Source organism: Mitsuokella apri (assembly GCF_047974105.1).
Lineage (GTDB): Bacteria > Bacillota > Negativicutes > Selenomonadales > Selenomonadaceae > Mitsuokella.
The window spans coordinates 78,605-95,802 of the sequence record NZ_JBHYRS010000006.1 but is presented as its reverse complement, the minus strand read 5'-3'; the positions used below and the strand labels follow the sequence as shown (position 1 = coordinate 95,802).

The following is a 17,198-nucleotide window of genomic DNA, read 5'->3' as shown; positions in this document are numbered from 1 at the left end:
ATACTATTGTATGCCGGCGGAGCTGGCTGCCCTTTCTCTGCGAAAGGGGGCGTGCGTATGAGCCTTTACGAAGAACTATCCCTGCTGATAGCTTTCGCAACGCTGATCGTAACGATCCTTAAGTAAGAGTCAAGTACAGTCACCTAGAGAAAAGTCGTGTCCTCAACTCAAAATTGAAGGGACACCGGCGATTCCACCCGCCGGTTTTCCTATGTCTATATTTTAGCACAGGCCAAAATTGCCTGCAATAGCAATAATTCGGTTCAGCGAGTACTCTTTTTTAGCTTTTCGCAGGATGCCGCTTTGTTATAATGAAGACTATAAACTACGCTGCATAGGAAAGCGAGGTGACGTTGACGGGACGTTGGCTGTCCCGCCTGCATCCAGATGAAATATCCTTCTTTTCTTCCTTTAGGGCTTTTTGCGGCAGGGCTGGTGCTCTGCCTGTTTTTTCATGTTTCGGTCCTGTACGCTCTGGCCTTTGGCTATGTGGTCTTTTTCTCGTATGGACGATATCGCCGTTTGTCGGTCAGGGAACTTCTGTCCTTGTCGTGGCAGGGGATCCGTACAATCCGCATGGTGCTCATCGGCATTCTCGCGAGATTTCAGCAGGATTTCGTCCTCACTTGGCCTGTTCTGCTGCCGGCTTTGGCCGTCATCGTCATGTCCGTGCTGCGCATTGCCGTCTGGAAAACAATGCTCGTCAGCATTGCGGCGGCCATCGGGCTCTGCCTTTTCGTACAGGGCATGGACATGATGACGCTGCTGCCCATGCTGCTCACGGGCTACGAAACCACGGACCCCGAGCTCGCGGCGATGCTCAACGGCGGCGGCCTGCTCTCCATGGCACAGCCTGCCGTGCTCGTCGCGCTTTCGTGCTCTTACGCAGGAATTTTCGAAAAAACGGACCTGCTCGACGGCGTCAAATCTGGCATCCACCGTCTTGCCCGCCTGCTCACGACGTTTGGCTGCACGATTGCCGTCTCGCTTGCATCCGTCGCCATTGCCTGCAACCAGACGCTTTCGTCCATCATGGTGCATGAGCTCTGCCGCGACCTTTACGATAACGAACAGGAAATGGCCTTGGCCCTTGAAGATACGACCATCGTACTCGCAGCCCTGCTGCCTTGGAGCGTGGCTTCCGCCGTACCGTTAGCAGCCCTCGGCGCCTCATCATGGGGCATCGCTGCTGCCGTCTACCTCTACCTGCAGCCCCTTTGGAGCTGGCTGTACACGCAGATAAAAACAAAACATGCCCAATAAAAAAACTATCATCTCATCAATTCATGAGGTGATCGTTTTTTGCCGTCAAGCATCAGCATTGCCCGTAAGAAGTTTTTATAGTATACTTTAAAAACTTCTATTTTTGTATAGTTTTTAAAGTGTACTATAAAAACTCATTCCCATTACACGACAAAAAGGCATGTACATCGTCGCTCGATGCACATGCCTTTCGTTCTCTAAAAATCAAACTTCGTCGAAGTAGCTGCTGTCCATATGACAGAGCGGGCACTCGGCCGGCGGTTCTACGCCTTCGCATTCGTAACCGCAGACACGACACTTCCATTTCTTAATTTCGTCGAAGTAGCTGCTGTCCTTGTGGCAGAGCGGGCATTCTGCTGGCGGCTCTTCGCCTTCAAAGATGTAGCCGCAGACGCGGCATTTCCATTTCCGGACTTTTGCCCCAGGCTTAGTCACTTCTTCGTAGTCGCTGGCTGCGGCTTTTTCCCTTGGCTTCTGGTATTTGGCCACGGGTTCGCCAAGTGTTTCGCTGCGGTCGGTATATTTCGTATGCAGGATTTCTTCGGCGAGCGGGCTCAGCGGTTTGCCGTAGAACTCCCTGTACAAAGTCAAAAGTTCCTGATTCTCGTGGCTGTTGCGGTTCGGCAGGGACGCATCGCGCTTATAAAGGCCCTCAATGCGTTTGGCGAGCAGGGCTTTGCCCTTCTGCTGCGTGCCTTTTGGCTGTCCGCCGCCGCCGATGCAGCCGCCGGGGCAGGTCATGACTTCGATGAAGGTGTATTCTTTCATCTTATCCGCATGGTTTGTCAGGAACTCCCTGACATGCTCCGTTCCAAACAAAACAGCGACTTTGAGCGAAAGGTTCCCCATCTGTACCGTGGCTTCCCTGAGGCCGTCGAGGCCGCGCACTGGCTCCAACTCGTAAAAATCTTTCGGTGCATTGTGGCCCGTGACGAGGTAATACGCCGTGCGCAGGGCCGCTTCCATGACGCCGCCTGTATTGCCGAAAATGACGCCGGCGCCGGAAGCCTCACCCATCAGGGAGTCGTAGGGCTGGTCCTCAAGGGCCGACAAATCAAGACCGGCCGACTTTGCCCAAGCGGCGACTTCCCTCGTCGTGATAACGTGGTCCATGTCCCGAAGCTCCGGAATGCCCAGATACTTGCCGGCCGCCGCCATTTCCGTCCGGCGAATCTCAAACTTCTTGGCCGTGCACGGCGTAAACGCCACATTGACGATTTTGCGCGGGTCAAGGCCCATTTTTTTCGCAAAGTACGTCTTGACCGTCGGCCCCTGCATGCCGATCGGGCTCTTCGCCGAAGAAATGTGCGGCAGCATCTCCGGATAATACGTCTCCGCGAACTTCACCCACGCAGGGCAGCAGGACGTGAACTGTGGCAGCGGCCCCGTCTTTTTGGTGACGCGCTCCACGAGCTCGCTGGCCTCTTCCATGATCGTCATATCGGCCGCAAAGTTCGTGTCGAGCACGTAGTCCACGCCCAGGGCCTTCAGCAGCGCGACCATCTTCCCCTGCACGAAACTGCCGTCCGGCAGGCCGAATTCTTCGCCCAAAGAAACGCGCACGGATGGCGAGGTATTGACCACGACGATTTTATCAGGGTCAGCCACGGCCTGCCGCACCGCCTCCCACTCCGGCGTCTCGATGATGGAATCCACGGGGCAGACGTTCGCGCACTGCCCGCAGTGGATGCAGATGGGGACATCCCCCGTCTTCTCCAAATCATAATAACCGAGCACGCCGATCTGGTCCCGGCAGGCGTCGCGGCACTGCCCGCAGCGGATGCAGAGATCCTCCCTGCGCAGGATCGCCGGGTTCCCCGGCTCAATCGGCACACGGATTTCTGGTGATAAATGTTTGCTCATGACACTCTCCTCCATGGCTTCCGTTAGATAAATATTTTCCGAAAAGACTGATAGCTTATATTTACCGTATTCTGCAAGGAAAAGCGTTTTCCTGCCGTTTTATAGCACATAGACAGAATTTGCCTGCACGTCAGCGATTCCTATGACTCATTAACCAGTTTGCCAGTCATCCTGTCTATGGTCATCACGAGCATGTTTACCCGGCTTCCAGCAGCAGCGATTTCATGCTCAATGGATTCCTCCGTAGGGTAAAACTTTCTGGCCAGTTTCCGACACTGTTCAAGTATCTTGTCGTGATCTTCCAGAATTTCAATTCTGCCAAAGCACAGAACACTTCGTATGTTAAGAGCCCAATCTCCCTCTTTGACAAAGCCTTTATCCATGATGGCGAAGCATACTTTCGGATTCTTCGCAATGAGATCCAGCTTCAATCCCTGCTTAGCGCAGTGAAAATACAACTTTCCGTCATCCTCATCATAGAACTGATCCAGCGGGATCGCATAAGGATAGTCCTGCTCTCCCTGCATGGACAAAATACCACGCGGTTCAGTTTTAAGAATCTCAATGCACTCTTCTGGATTGAGCTGCTGTTTGAACCTTCTCATCGTACGAAATTCATCCATATGAATCAATACCTCCCTTAATCCGTATTACCTGTTTGTCCGCCTGTGTAGGCATTATCGGCATGGTTGGGAAAATCATGTTTTTCCAGCCACGCTTGATTGTGTTCTTTGTTATTTCTCCCGCAGCGGCCGGATTTTTTTGATGAGGTCGATGACGGCCTCTTTGGCGCGGCGTTTGTATTTGAGTTTGCTGACGCCCTCGTGATTTTTCTTGTAGTCGTCGTAGTCCATGCTCATGGTGACGGTGTCGCCGTCGTGATAGGTGTGCAGGATGGCGATGATGTCGTTGACTTTCGTGGACCATTCGCGTGCGAAGTCCTCAATGCGCTTTTTGATGATGGACTCGATCTGCGTCTCGATGACGGTCATGGCGTCCTGCCCGCGGTATTTGGCCGGCTGGGCCTTCATGTCGGACCAGAAATTCCCAATGACGCCGGCGAGCTGCGGATTCGTCCGACTAAGTGCCTCGATGTGTTCGTCAATGCGCTGATCCTCGACCGGCGCAGCCACGAGCACATCGTCGTCGGGCACGTATTTCTGAATCAGCGCAACGATGTAGCGGTAGTCGATGGTCACGCTCGTAACCGTCTCAAGCTCGTATTCGACATCGACGTCGATGTCCTCCGTCTCCGTCTTGTGGCGCAATTCCTCAAGGACATTCTGGTATTTTCCCGTATAGTCGTTGAGTTCATTTTCCGAAATGCCGTAGTCGGACAGGTCCTTTTCCTCAAATTCGTCGTAAACCTGAATCTCGCCGCGCAGTTTGTCGACTTTCTGGAAGGCCTTGGCAAATTTTTTCTTGAGCTCAATGTCGCCAAGGGTATCGACTTTCTGCGGCTCGGCTGCGATTTTGCGCAGCTTCGCGAGGGCCTCCTTGAAAGCCTTTTCAATCACGGCAAACGGCGGCGCGCTGACGTCGCTCGTGCCGCCGTTGGAATAAAGCAGCAGGGCATCGTCGACAGCCTTGCGGTACTCAGCAGCACGCTGGAAAATGACGATCATGCCAAAGCGTTTGCTCTTGTCGTAGATGCGGTTCGTGCGCGAAAAGGCCTGAATGAGGTTCTGCGGTGCCATTGGCGGCCGATCAACAAAGAGCAGCGCACACGGCGGTGCATCAAAGCCCGTCAGCAGTCTGTCCACAACGATGACAAGGTCGAGCTGCTCTTTCCGGAGCTTGTACTGCCCTTTCTTGCGTGCGAGCCGGTCATTGAGGTTCGCATTGTAGGCACTGAGGTCATCAATGTGGAAATTCGTTCCAAACATCGCGTTGTAGTCGCGCAGCGATTCCTTCATGGCCTGCTGACTCTCGATGGAGCCCTCGTCATTTTCCGTCACGGTGTAGGTGATGGCCACGCGCGGAAAGTCGACGGCCTTGGCCTTGATTTTGTCGGACACATGCCCCTCTTTGACAAAATCCTTGATGAGCCTATAATATCTCTGCGCAATCGGGATCGACGGCACGGTCAAAATGGCCTCGTAGGCATCGCCCTTCGAAGCGGCCTGCAGCCGGAATTTGCCGGCGGCCTTGTTGACAATATAGTTGATCACGCCAAGCCTGTGCTCGTCCGTATCGTAAATATCCTCGCTCTTGACCTTGTAATACGCCCCGAGCACCTTTTCCTCGGCCACGATGAAATCCTTGCCAGCAAGTTCATCCGTCGTGCCGACATGGAGCTGTGCGCCAATATCAAAAATCTGGTCGTGGGAAAGAGAATCTTTATACTCGATCTGGAAGCCCAGCACGGCATGATTCGCGAGGGCTTCTTTAATCGTGTAATTGTGCAGGCACGGCCCGAAAAGTCCCTCGGTCGTGCGCGCGAGGTCGCCCTTGCGGGCGCGTTTGTTCTCTTCAAAAATCGGCGTGCCCGTGAAGCCGTACCAGAGCGACTTGGCAAAAAACTTCTTGAGATCGCGCTGTGTCTCGGGCGTGACGGTCCTGTGACATTCGTCGACGACGAACGCGAGACGCAGGCTCCGGAGCTTTTTGGCTTTGGGACTGTCCTTCTTGGCCTCATTCGTATAGCGTTTTCGGACAATCTCCATTTTCTGGATGGTCGTGACGATGACGATTCTATCGTTGCTGTAGAGCTTCTTGACGAGCTCGCCGGCGTTCGCCGTGTCGTCGACGTCGATGATGTCGTTTTCGGCATAGGCCTTGAAGGAAAGCGAAGTCTGCTGGTCGAGGTCGCGGCGGTCGATGAGAAAAATCGTCTTGTCGATGCCAGGAATGAGCAGCAGATTTTTTGCGACGGTGTAGGAAGTCAGCGTCTTGCCGCTGCCCGTCGTATGCCAGACAAAGCCCGACTGCCCCTGCGCCGACGCCGCCTTGACGGCCTCGATGGCATGGACCTGATATGGCCGCAGCAAAATGACTTTGCGGCGTTCGGCGTCGAGCACGGCGTACTGTCCGACCATCTGATGAGCCATCGGGATGCGCAGGACCTCGCGCGCAAAGTCAAGGTAGTGTTCGACGGGCTCATTTTTCGCATTGACCCAAGGCGTCAAAAACGTCTCGTTGAGCTTTTCGCCCTGCGCGGCCGCAATATAGCGCGTGTCAGAGCCATTCGTCACGACGTACATCTGCACCATGCCGAAAAGTCCGCAGTACTTGTCCTCGATGCTGTATTTTTTGATCTGACGAAACGCATCCATATAAGGATGGTCCTGATTCTTGAGCTCAATCTGGATCATCGGGATGCCGTTAATTAAGAGCGTCACGTCAAAACGGCGCTTGCGGTCCTCTGCGTCCGACTTGTTCGCGATAAATTGGTTGATGACTTCATAGCTCGACCTCGCCCCCGCGATTTCGCGCGAGCTCACGGCCATCAGGTGTACGGAGCCTAAAGAAGCATCCTCACGTTCGAGGGGAATCACGGCCTCGCCATTTTCGCCAGCCAGCCAAAGTGCCGCACGGTACGGCGTCTGCGCCTGATCAAGCACGAACTGCTGCACGCGGCCAAACTCGACATCCGTCAGCTTCGCGCCGTCGAGCACGGCCATATTATTCGCATCGAGCTTCGCGCGGAAATTCGCCCAAAGCTCCTCCTCCGTATGAATGTCGGGCCGATACACCCACTGCGAGACATCCTGCGTGAGCTGCCGGATCAGGGCTTCTTCCATCGCCGCTTCTTTTTCTGCCATTAGTCGTCCCCACCAAATCCAAAGTCAAAATCGTCCTCGATATCCTTATCCTCAGGGTCCGTCAGCGTAAACATATAACTCTCGACCAAAGCCGGCACTTCGCCCATCTCTCTGAGGTCAAATACACGCTTCTGGCCGTCAGCATAACGAAGAGTCACGGCAATGCCAAACAGCCCTTCGACAACATTTTCTTCCTCAACCTCGAACATCAAGCTGAACGTATTGACCGGCATGCCATCGGTATTGTTCATCTCGTCAAGGCTGCTGTCCGGATACAGTTCAAAATACCCCATTTCCGAAAGCAAATGATTCGCCGTAACCGGTCTCTTTCTGGCATCTTCCAACGTGCGTTGTGCATCGCAAATATCCGCTAATCTCATTTTTATGCCCCCTCATATTTGGTCAAACGAACATCTTCTGCAAAAAGCCCTTTTTCATCTGCTGCAGGGAAGAAAGCTTCTCCTGCTCGGCGGTGATTAAGGCATCTAAATGCGTGAAATAGTCGGCAATCTTTTTCTGTTCGGGTAAAGAAGGACATGAAAATTTAAATGACTTATATTCTTTACTGTTAATCCCCGGTTGTCCTGTACGCATTGATGTAATCTTTACCCAGTGAAAATAGCTTTCTGATACGGTCTGCAAGAATATAAAATATGGACTATATTCTTTTTTTACTGATCCTCTAATCAAAAATCCTGCAAAGTAAAGTTCGCCATCATTCTTGTCATAAATATACGATTTTCCGACGCTTGCTCCAGTTCTCGCAAAAAGAATATCTCCTTCTTTAACTGCATAATGTTCCTGAATTTCGCCGCTTGGTGATACCGGTGCATCATCAATATATTTATGCGTAGCATCATCTATATCTGTAATTCGTATATATTTATGTTTTCCATCATAATCAACGGCCGATGCATTCATTCCGTATTCCATAGAATCGAATACATCACCAAAAGTCTTCTCTTCCCAGTCTGGAAAGTCTTGGCCATTGTCGCCTTTGAAGCGGAGTTCCTGCGAGAAAATCTTCTGCAGCATGCCTTTCTTGAGTTCTTTTAGAAGATTTTCCTTACGTTGATAATGAGTCATGAACTTGTCAAAGAGCGAAAAAAACATACCAATTTTATAAGATTCATCTTCAGACACAGGCATCCAAATATTAAAATATTTAATTTCAGACTCCGTGAGTGTTGGGACTGCCCCACCAATTTTGACTGCAGTAATCTGCCTTTGTACGTTATCCGAAATTAGCTCATAAGCCAAAAAACTTCTAAATTTTTGTGAAGTTCGCATAACTACAACCTGAGGATTTATTGATGCAGGTTCTGAAATCCCTGTCACTAAAGCACTTTTTCCTAAAGTCGATCCCGTTTTAACGAACAAAATATCACCATTTGAAATTTTTATTTCTGGAGATTCTTCATATTTTTCGCATGTAATGTAAGTGTTTCGGACATTCAAATTAATTTTGTTGTTAACAATATTGGTTGGACTAAAAGCTAATATTCCACCTTCTTCCTTAGTGATTATATCTTTCGCAGTGTAACCTCGAAATCCAATTCGACCGTTTAATTTAACAATATCCCCCAGTTTACACTGTTCCCAAGCACTGGTAAACTCCGGAAACCGCAGCTCCGGCACGTTTTTCTTTTCTTTCATCGCTCTGCCCTCACAATCTCCATTTAAGGCCCAGCTCGGCAAAGGTGTCGTTGAGCTTTTGATTGAGGTCGGCTTCTTTTTTGTCGAGGTCCGCGAGTTCCTTGAATACGGTGTCAAGGTCGACCGGCGGCTCGGGCTCGAAGGTGTCGACGTAGCGCGGGATGTTGAGGTTGTAGTCGTTTTCTTTGATTTCGTCGAAGCTCGCGAGGTGGGCGAATTTGTCGATGTCCTGACGTTTGTCGTAGGCCTGCACGATTTTGTCGATGTGCTCGGGGTCCATGAAGTTGCGGGCTTTATCCTTGCGGAATTCCTTGCTCGCGTCGATAAAGAGCACGTCGCGGTCCTCGCGTTCTTTTTTGAGGATGATGACGCAGGTCGGGATGCCCGTGTTGAAGAAAATGCCGGCCGGCAGGCCGATGACGGCGTAGATGCTGCCGTCTTCCAAAAGGTGCTGGCGGATCGTGCCCTCGGCAGCCCCGCGGAACAGGACGCCGTGAGGCAGGACGATGCCCATCGTGCCGTCCGTGCGCAGATGGTAAAAGCCATGCAGCAGAAAGGCAAAGTCGGCGGCCGACTTCGGCGCGAGTCGCTCATAGTGCTGGAAGCGCGGGTCCGTCAGGAAGCCCTTGTCGGCGCTCCATTTTTGGCTGTACGGCGGATTCATGCAGACGGCGTCATAATTCGTGAGTTCCTCAGTCGGCCAGTCGGGGCCGAGTGTGTCGCCGTTGCGGAAGTGTTGATACTGGAACGGCACATTGTGCAGGATCATGTTCATGCGCGCGAGGTTGTAGGTCGTATGCGAAAGCTCCTGCCCGAAAAACTGGATATTTTTGCGCACGTCCTCGTCCATGAAATTGCGGGCCTGCAGCAAAAGCGACCCCGACCCCATGCAGGGATCGTAGATGGAAAAGGCGGGCTTGCTGCGGCGGCCTTCGGTGACGATGCGCGTGATCAGCGTCGAAACGGCCTGCGGCGTGTAAAATTCGCCGGCTTTCTTGCCCGAACCTGCGGCAAACTGGCCAATGAGATACTCGTAAGCATCGCCGAGAGCATCGGAGCCGTATTTCGTAAAGTCGAGATGCGCAAGCTCCTTCATGACGCTTGAGAGCATGTCGTTGCGCTTCGCCGGCGTCGTGCCAAGGCTCTTGCTGTCGATGTCAAAGTCCTCAAAGAGATCCTCGTAAGGCTTGTGCCCGTTGATGGCCTCGCCCCCCTGCTCGATGTCGCGCATGGCCTGACGCAGATGGTCCGTCGTAAAGGCATGGTCGTTGATCTCGCGGTAAAGTGCCGTGAACGTATACTCCGGCGCAATCGCAAAGCCATAGCTCTCCGTCAGCTCCCCGACAAGATCCTCCCAGTCCTCGCCGCTTTTAGCAGCTGCGTAGATATCCTGCGCTTCGTCAAGGCTCGCGGGCTTCCGATCCTCGAGATTGTCGACCACAGCATAAAGCTGCCGGTCCGACAGATACTTGTAAAAGACCAGCCCCAATAGATAGTTCTTGTATTCATCCGCACTCATGCTGCCGCGCATCACGTCCGCCGCGTTCCACAGTGCCTGATTCAGTTCCTGTGATGCCATGCCATTTCCCCCTGCTTCGTATTATTATAGCCTTATTATACCATGTAAAAGGAGGGAGCGGGCGAGTCAGGGAGATCACGTGAGGGAAACAACCGGACTAAGCAAGTTCCTTCGTGGAGCTTCTCTTTTTGCTTCGCCTGCTGAAGAAGCGGAGCAGAGCTCGCCCCAAGGGGCACGTATAGACGGAATGAATGAAGCAGGCAGTTTGCGGGCCGACTGCAGGAGCGTTGAAGCCGTCTCTTTTTCAAGTTCCTCTTCCCTGAGATTGACGGCTTCGCGGACAGCGGCGGCGGCTTCTGCGGCAATCTGCTGCCATTTTTCGTGCACGTATTTGGCGACGGTGTTGCGGCCCATGCGAAGTTTGCGTGCGATGCCGGCAATCGAGGCCTGCGGGTCGGACTGCAGGTACTGCCAAACGCGGCTGCGGCTGATGGCCGTGCGGACTTCGGCAACCCATGCTAGGTGCTCCTGACGCGTGCGGCCGTTGCGTTTTTTCGCGCGCGCGAATTTCCAGCCGAGCCATGATTCAAGCGTCACGGCCCGCACCGTGAGGGCTTTCTTTTCGTCGCAGGCTTCAAGGGCGTGTTCGGCCTCGTAAAGCGGCAGATGCAGGCGGTTTGCTAAGTACAGGACATCCTGACGGACTTTTTTCATGGAGACGTGGCACTTGTAGCCGGCACAGGTCAGCGCGAAAAGCGACGTGTAGCGATGCCCCTCGACGGTCTTTTCCTCGATGCCGCGCAGCATGCAGTCGTACAGGGCATGGGGATTTTGACGGCACCGTGCCGATTCCTGATTTTGCTGACTTTTGCGGACCGCATTTTTTTCATAGGTTTGCTCGCTTTTATAATAGGAAGGATTCGTATCGTTCCAGACCATGCCAACGGACGCAGCCAAGTCGGCAATATCATGCGTACCGCCGATGCGGTAGGCTGTACAGCGCTGACCGAGCTTCGTTTTGCTGCTGACGACGCGGTAGGCATGCGAAAGCCCCGTGTTCATGTCGGCCTTGAATCTGTGTTTGGCGAAAGCCTGCAGGAGCTTTCTGTGAATCGTGCTGAGCTGCTCCTTCGTCTCGCGGCAGGTCGTCAGGGAATCGGACAAAACGTAGACGAGGTGTACGCCGTTGCCGGAGTTGACGAGAAAAGTTGGACGATGGCCGTAGAAATCATGTTCGCAGAGCCGGCGCAGACTGGCAGCCGTGACGTAGTCGAGGTCGAGATAGAGACAGCGGAGCGAATGCAGCAGAATTTCCTTCGGATACGAATTGAGGTAAAACGCCGGATAGACGTAGGCATCATCGCGGCCGTACGAGTCGGCCAGCATGTCGATGATGTCGCAGTATTTTTTCAGGCGCTGCCCTGCAGGGGCCTTGGCGTTCATCGTGCAGAGCGAAAATTCGTCGGAAACATCGGCAAAGCCCAGCGACACGTAAAAAGTCAGGGGCGAGACCCCGATATAATGATTGCTTAGATAGTCCGACTTTTGCTGCCAGTCCCTAAGCTGACGGTCCCGCGTGTTCATCTTTCTGGCCTTCGAACGGCGTACTTTGGTGAAATTCATATATTTCCCTCCGCTTCGTGTTTTTTGACTTCGTGCATCAAAAAAGCCTGTCCTCATCGGACAGGCTCCACTTGGCGGATAAGAATCTGCAGGCCGTGACATCTGACTTTTCGCGGACCTGCTAAAAACAGCTGGTCCGGACGAGGGATGCTTTTTGGCATCCTCTGGTCACGAGCTCTTCCCCTGCTGCAAAAGCCTTCCTGGCGTATCGAATCGCGTCAAATCGTGTCTTTTCGTAGCTTTTTGCAGCATTTTTTGGGATTTCACACCTCAGCCGACTTGTTATTTTAGTCGGCTTTTGCTAAAATAGAGGCATGAAAGTTGCAGTCATCTTATCGGAACCCTTTCTTCCGATGAGAGCGTCGCACCGAGATTGGTAGTCAAGATGCGAGCTGTGCTCATAGAAGGGCGCCCCGACATTGGTAGTGAAGGGGTGCCCTTTTCTATGGCACGGACATGACGTTGTGTCTGCTATTAATATAACATTTTGACGTGTTGTCAGTCAAGGTCGAAACAAAAACGACATATAACGAAATGAGGACGGATTGTGACCAGATCCACCCGCAAAAGGTGGAAATGGCCGCCAATCACGTCCTCATTTCTTGGTAAAACAAGCGATTTTCAGCAAAATCGCCGGTGCATGCCCCTATTTTTCATGAGAAAAGAAAAAGTTTGATCACAATCCGTCCCTATAAACTTCTGCTTGCCAAAATACTTTATTTGCCTTATCATAAAACTATAAGGCTGTGGGATATCCCACGAAAAGGAGGAATCACTATGGACGCTTCTGTTGTTGTCGATTACACTGCTCATCTTGACGCCAAGCATCGTTTAACGCTTCGCAAAGCTAAGTACGAGTATTATCAGGTGAAAGAATATGAAAACGGCTGCATTGTTTTAGAACCTCGTGAACTGGTAGTTCCCAAGGAAATCTCCAAAAAATCTCTTGCCATGATGGATGAGTCCATCCGGAATTACAAGGCAGGCAGCGTTTCTGCACCGATTGATCTGACGGAGTTCTAATGTATGCATTTTGCTATTCGTTTCCTATCTTGAAAATAAAACGAACCGCGCCATGCGTATGTACTGGGTGTACGGACCAGATAAGCAAGATACAAACAATGCCCAACGCACATGATCATGCGTTGGGCATTGTTTGCTTACTGTAATAGGGCTCAATCGTTTAGGTCCCTCATTACCTCATCTGCTGAATCATAAGTCCGACTGAGATTTTTTCCATGCAGGACGTCCTGCATGGCCTGCAGCGTCTCCTTATTGGGAAGCTCTGTTAGATTTTGTCCGGTTCGAGCATCTACCAGTGCCCGGATAAAATTCATCTCTGGTTCAATGTCTCTATATGCTTTCGCAAATTCTGGATCCTTCATCTGTTCCTTTTTAAAGTTCTTTAAACTTTTCATGATAGCCCTCCCATTCTGCGAAGGATATAAAATTTTTAGGCATGGCCATCAGACCGTCAATTCAATCTGATTCCCTTCAATGCCGAGGACGCAACTTTCGTAGTAGCCGTCGCCTGTGGTGCGCGGGCCGCTGATGACTTCGTAGCCGTCGTTGGCTCTGCCCCCGAGGTAGTCGACGAAGAACTTCTTCGCGGCTTCGAGGTCTTTTACATACATGGCTGCGTGTTCGATTTTCATGATAAGCACCTTCCCCTGCGATGAATGTTTCATATTCATACAAATTTTACTAAAATATTTTTCTCTTGTACAGCGCCAATACGCAAGCATTTCATACTAAGGAAAGTCAAATTGCGTTCTTGTTGGCTGTATGTCATTTTTATATAATATACCTGTAAGGTAAGTATTAACGAATTTGACATACACGAGGAGGAATTCCCATGAAAATCGCAGTTGTTGCCGCTAATGGCCGTGTAGCCCGCAAGATCATCGCCGAGGCCGTGAACCACGGCATCGAAGTCACGGCGTTTGGCCGCCATGATGAAAATAATACCGAAGCCAAGGATTACCGCAAGAAAGGCATCCTTGAGCTGACGAAGGAAGACCTGCAGAGCTTTGACGCTGTGGTCGATGCGTTTGGCACGTGGGCACCGGAATCGATGGGCCTGCATACGACGACGTCGCAGCATCTTGCCGACCTCCTCACAGGCACTAATACGCGCCTGCTCATCGTCGGCGGTGCCGGCTCCCTTTATCTCGACAAAGAGCACAAAGTCCAGCTCGTCGATGCGCCGGATTTCCCGGATGCCTATAAGCCCGTCGCCAACGGCATGGCCGCAGCCCTTGCCGAGCTGCGCAAGCGCACGGATGTCAAATGGACGTATGTGAGCCCCGCTGCTGACTTTCAGGCAGATGGCGCACGCACGGGCAAATACATCCTCGGCGGCGAGGAGTTCCATACGAACGGCAAGGGCGAATCCGTCATCTCCTATGCCGACTACGCCATCGCCATGATCGATGAGATCGAAAAAGGCAGCCATGTCCAAGAGCGCATTTCCGTCGTGGCCGAGTAAGTCGGTTTCGGCATTTTGAGTTTGTTACGGATACGATTTAGCAGGAGGAATCACCATGAATAAGACAAAACGAATTTTAGCAACCATGCTCGTAGCCCTTTCCTTCAGCAGCATCTGCGCGGCAGCCGATGTCAGCGCCACGAATGCGGAGCCGTCGGCCAAGCAGGTCAATGCTACTCAGGCTGCCATCGAGCAAAGCAAGATCGCGGCCGCTGCCGAAGCCGAAAAGCAGAAACAGGATTTCTTCAAGCGCGTGGATGGCAAGACCGTGGCCGTACATTACGACAGCGGCTTCCAGTTCAACATCGACTATCCGGAAGTCGGCGTCCTGCAGTGGACCCCGACAAGCAGCCTGACGCTTGCCAAGTCCGACAAAGAGCATTATGAAGTCCAGAAAGTCGGCACGGACATTTACAGCATCAACTGGGTTGAGAGCAAGGGCATCGTCGTCTCGCAGATCCTGAACTTCAAGACGCATAAGGCCTATGCCTACATGACCTGGAACAAAGAGGGCGAGCGCGGCAATCGTGCGAGCATCTTCCATAAGGGCAGCTTCAAACTCGTCGATAAAAAATAATACATCTTCCTCTATATTTCTGCCGACGGGCAGACAAAAAGGACACATCTGCGTGGCTTATCAAGCTAAATATGTAATTTTTTCTTTAGTATAAGCCAACATATTGACAATCATCTATGTGAGTGTTATGCTCCTTATATAGACGATCATCTATATAAGGAGCATTTTTTATGGATACAATGATGATTATAAATATATGCAAAGCACTGGGAAGTCCTATTCGTCTGGAGATTCTCCAGCAGCTGGTGAATGGTGAGAAGTGTGCCTGCCATTTACTGGAATGTTTTGCGATTACACAGCCTACCTTATCTCATCACATGCGCATTCTTTGTGCATGCGGGTTGGTTCAAGATCGTAAGGATGGGAAATGGCATTATTATTCGCTGAATAAGAATAACCTTCGCCTATTTGGCAATTTTTTTGTTGGCCTTGGTATAACGTCAGACAATCCATGTGACTGTTGTGAATCTGGAGGAAAAGAACATGAATGAAATCGTTGAAAACGTCAAAAAATATTATGGGAAAGTACTGGATGGAACGAAAGACCTGAAAACCAAGGCCTGCTGCTGCGGGAGCGCACTGCCAAAGCAGGTGAAGGAAGCATTGGCCTTAGTAGACGATGAAATCGTCACCCACTACTATGGCTGTGGTTCTCCGATTCCCGACCTGCTGGACGGGATGACAGTTCTGGATTTGGGCTGCGGCACTGGCCGTGACGTATACGTCGCTTCCAAACTGGTAGGCGAAAATGGCCATGTCATTGGCGTGGATATGACGCAGGAGCAGCTGGATATAGCTCTTCGCCACAAAGAAGACCAGTACAAACGATTTGGCTACCAGAAGTCGAATGTGGTATTCAAGAAGGGTTACATCGAGGACTTGAAGAGCCTCGGCATAGAAGATAATTCTGTGGATATCGTGATCTCTAACTGCGTCATTAACCTTTCTCCCTACAAAGAAGAAGTATTTAAGGAAATCTGGCGCGTGCTTAAACCAGGCGGAGAGCTTTATTTCTCGGACGTATTCACGGACCGGCGCATTCCTGCAAAGCTTTATGCTGACCCTGTCCTGCATGGAGAATGCATCAGCGGTGCCATGTATTATGAAGATTTTCGCCGCCTGCTGCGAAAAGCCGGGTTCATGGATTTCGTGTATATGAACATTCGTGATTTTGCCCTTGGCAATGAAGAAATTGAGCAGAAAGTCGGCTTTGCCCATTTCTCTGAGCGTACCGTACGGGCCTTTAAGCTTTCCAGCCTTGAAGATGCCTGTGAGGATTATGGTCAGGTAGCTGTCTATAACGGCACCATACCGAATCACCCGCATGCTTATGATTTCGACATGTACAACCATTTCGTTACTGGAAAGCCTATGCTGGTCAGCGGCAATCTGGCTTCGATGCTCGAAGAAACTCGTTTCAGCTCTGCCTTTACCATCCACGGAGACCGCTCTGTACATTTCGGAGCATTCGACGCTTCGGCTGCTGAAACATCCAACAGCAATGATGGCGGATGCTGCTAATATGCTGGCGGAAAAATGCTGTATCTTCTTATATATTCCTGACAACGAACAGGCGAAAAGGGCGCATCTTTTGAAGGTGCGCCCTTTTTGTCCGTTGCGATTTGCTTTTACTGTACTGCTGCTGCTTCATTTTTCGCATCAAGATTTTTTTGCTTCTTGACCAGCATATAAAAATGAGTTCGTTTGAGGCCCATGCGTTCCATGGCGAGTTTGGCGGTGATTTCTTTGCGGCGCCACTCGCCGTAGACTTCATGCCAATTGTCCGGCAGCGGCAGGGCCGGCCGGCCGAGGTGCTTGCCGCGGGCCTTGGCGGCCTCGATGCCCTCGCGCTGCCGTTTTTTCTTGATGGTCAGCTCCTGCTCGGCCAGCGTGCCGAGGACTTCAATCAGGATGTTGTTGACCATGTCCATGATGGAACGCTGCAGGGTGCCGTACTGCGAAAAGTCGACGAGCGTCGTCGGCACGTCGAGCACGCGGACGATGATGCCGCTCTGACGGTAATGCTCAAGTTCGTCCTTGATGGCCTTTTTGTTGCGGCCGAGACGGTCAAGGTCTTCGACGTAGAGCGTATCGCCCGCGCGAAGCATCGTGTCGCGCAGTGCGCGGTACGCCGGACGGTCAAAATTTTTGCCCGTCCGCTTTTCTGTAATGATATTGCGCTCATCCGGCACATAACGCTTCAGCACATCGACCTGACGGTCCAAATTCTGATTCAGCGTCGACACGCGCGCGTAGCCGTAAATCCTCGATTCTGCCAAAGAAAGCACCTCACAATTCCTGCCATGGATTCAAAAATATAAACGAAAGCGTATATGTTCATAAAATCGTGTCATAATGTTTATGGATATTATACCGCAAAAAAAACAGACCTTCAAGGAAGCCCGCGAGCCTTGTCCAGCGGGGGCTGAGCATTTATTTTTTTGC

At 51.6% G+C, this 17,198-nt stretch carries 17 protein-coding genes; 7 read left to right on the top strand and 10 right to left on the bottom strand.

What is annotated here, in order from left to right; genetic code table 11:
- Positions 1-57 precede the first annotated feature (57 nt).
- Both ACE419_RS08980 and ACE419_RS08975 read left to right on the top strand, forming a co-directional pair.
- Positions 58-126, top strand: coding sequence for a putative holin-like toxin (locus tag ACE419_RS08980; protein ID WP_435721808.1), 69 nt, complete (start codon positions 58-60; stop codon positions 124-126).
- 261 nt (positions 127-387) lie between these two features.
- Positions 388-1,263: a Na+/H+ antiporter NhaC family protein gene (locus tag ACE419_RS08975; RefSeq protein ID WP_435721773.1), complete on the top strand. Its 876-nt coding sequence runs from the start codon at positions 388-390 to the stop codon at positions 1,261-1,263.
- A gap of 204 nt (positions 1,264-1,467) precedes the next feature.
- On the opposite strand, the gene ACE419_RS08970 is transcribed toward ACE419_RS08975, so the two are convergent.
- The 7 genes from ACE419_RS08970 to ACE419_RS08940 all read right to left on the bottom strand — a co-directional run bounded on the left by ACE419_RS08970 (position 1,468) and on the right by ACE419_RS08940 (position 11,688).
- Positions 1,468-3,126 (bottom strand): [FeFe] hydrogenase, group A, encoded by a 1,659-nt coding sequence (locus ACE419_RS08970; RefSeq protein WP_435721772.1) that lies wholly within the window; start codon positions 3,124-3,126, stop codon positions 1,468-1,470.
- Positions 3,127-3,266: 140 nt separating this feature from the next.
- The gene (locus tag ACE419_RS08965) at positions 3,267-3,749 is read right to left on the bottom strand and encodes a pyridoxamine 5'-phosphate oxidase family protein (protein ID WP_432647916.1); all 483 of its coding nucleotides are present in this window, start codon (positions 3,747-3,749) and stop codon (positions 3,267-3,269) included.
- A 111-nt stretch (positions 3,750-3,860) separates the two neighbouring features.
- Complete coding sequence (locus tag ACE419_RS08960) at positions 3,861-6,890, bottom strand: type I restriction endonuclease subunit R, EcoR124 family (RefSeq protein WP_435721771.1); 3,030 nt, start codon at positions 6,888-6,890, stop codon at positions 3,861-3,863.
- Entirely contained in the window at positions 6,890-7,270 is a 381-nt protein-coding gene (locus ACE419_RS08955; protein WP_435721770.1) for a hypothetical protein, read from the bottom strand. The genes ACE419_RS08960 and ACE419_RS08955 overlap by 1 nt, the downstream gene beginning before the upstream one ends.
- A gap of 22 nt (positions 7,271-7,292) precedes the next feature.
- On the bottom strand, positions 7,293-8,546 hold the full coding sequence (locus ACE419_RS08950) for a restriction endonuclease subunit S (RefSeq protein WP_435721769.1): 1,254 nt from the start codon (positions 8,544-8,546) through the stop codon (positions 7,293-7,295).
- Positions 8,547-8,556: 10 nt separating this feature from the next.
- Positions 8,557-10,125 carry a type I restriction-modification system subunit M gene (locus ACE419_RS08945; RefSeq protein ID WP_435721768.1) on the bottom strand — a complete coding sequence of 523 codons (1,569 nt, stop codon included), beginning with the start codon at positions 10,123-10,125 and terminating at the stop codon, positions 8,557-8,559.
- 75 nt (positions 10,126-10,200) lie between these two features.
- Entirely contained in the window at positions 10,201-11,688 is a 1,488-nt protein-coding gene (locus ACE419_RS08940; RefSeq protein WP_435721767.1) for a hypothetical protein, read from the bottom strand.
- Between the two features lie 777 nt (positions 11,689-12,465).
- On the opposite strand from ACE419_RS08940, the gene ACE419_RS08935 reads away from it, so the two are divergent.
- Positions 12,466-12,711, top strand: a complete 246-nt coding sequence (locus tag ACE419_RS08935) for a hypothetical protein (protein ID WP_432646995.1) — start codon at positions 12,466-12,468, stop codon at positions 12,709-12,711.
- Between the two features lie 152 nt (positions 12,712-12,863).
- On the opposite strand, the gene ACE419_RS08930 is transcribed toward ACE419_RS08935, so the two are convergent.
- Both ACE419_RS08930 and ACE419_RS08925 read right to left on the bottom strand, forming a co-directional pair.
- The gene (locus ACE419_RS08930; protein ID WP_435721766.1) at positions 12,864-13,106 is read right to left on the bottom strand and encodes a hypothetical protein; all 243 of its coding nucleotides are present in this window, start codon (positions 13,104-13,106) and stop codon (positions 12,864-12,866) included.
- Positions 13,107-13,154: 48 nt separating this feature from the next.
- The gene (locus ACE419_RS08925; protein WP_435721765.1) at positions 13,155-13,343 is read right to left on the bottom strand and encodes a VOC family protein; all 189 of its coding nucleotides are present in this window, start codon (positions 13,341-13,343) and stop codon (positions 13,155-13,157) included.
- Positions 13,344-13,543: 200 nt separating this feature from the next.
- On the opposite strand from ACE419_RS08925, the gene ACE419_RS08920 reads away from it, so the two are divergent.
- The 4 genes from ACE419_RS08920 to ACE419_RS08905 all read left to right on the top strand — a co-directional run bounded on the left by ACE419_RS08920 (position 13,544) and on the right by ACE419_RS08905 (position 16,274).
- Positions 13,544-14,176: an NAD(P)-dependent oxidoreductase gene (locus ACE419_RS08920; RefSeq protein ID WP_435721764.1), complete on the top strand. Its 633-nt coding sequence runs from the start codon at positions 13,544-13,546 to the stop codon at positions 14,174-14,176.
- A gap of 55 nt (positions 14,177-14,231) precedes the next feature.
- Positions 14,232-14,753, top strand: coding sequence for a MoaF-related domain-containing protein (locus tag ACE419_RS08915; protein ID WP_435721763.1), 522 nt, complete (start codon positions 14,232-14,234; stop codon positions 14,751-14,753).
- A 170-nt stretch (positions 14,754-14,923) separates the two neighbouring features.
- Entirely contained in the window at positions 14,924-15,244 is a 321-nt protein-coding gene (locus tag ACE419_RS08910; protein WP_435721762.1) for an ArsR/SmtB family transcription factor, read from the top strand.
- Entirely contained in the window at positions 15,237-16,274 is a 1,038-nt protein-coding gene (locus ACE419_RS08905) for a methyltransferase domain-containing protein (protein ID WP_435721761.1), read from the top strand. The genes ACE419_RS08910 and ACE419_RS08905 overlap by 8 nt, the downstream gene beginning before the upstream one ends.
- Before the next feature lie 107 nt (positions 16,275-16,381).
- Here ACE419_RS08905 and ACE419_RS08900 read toward each other — a convergent pair whose 3' ends face one another.
- Complete coding sequence (locus ACE419_RS08900; protein WP_435721760.1) at positions 16,382-17,032, bottom strand: recombinase family protein; 651 nt, start codon at positions 17,030-17,032, stop codon at positions 16,382-16,384.
- Positions 17,033-17,198: the final 166 nt, after the last annotated feature.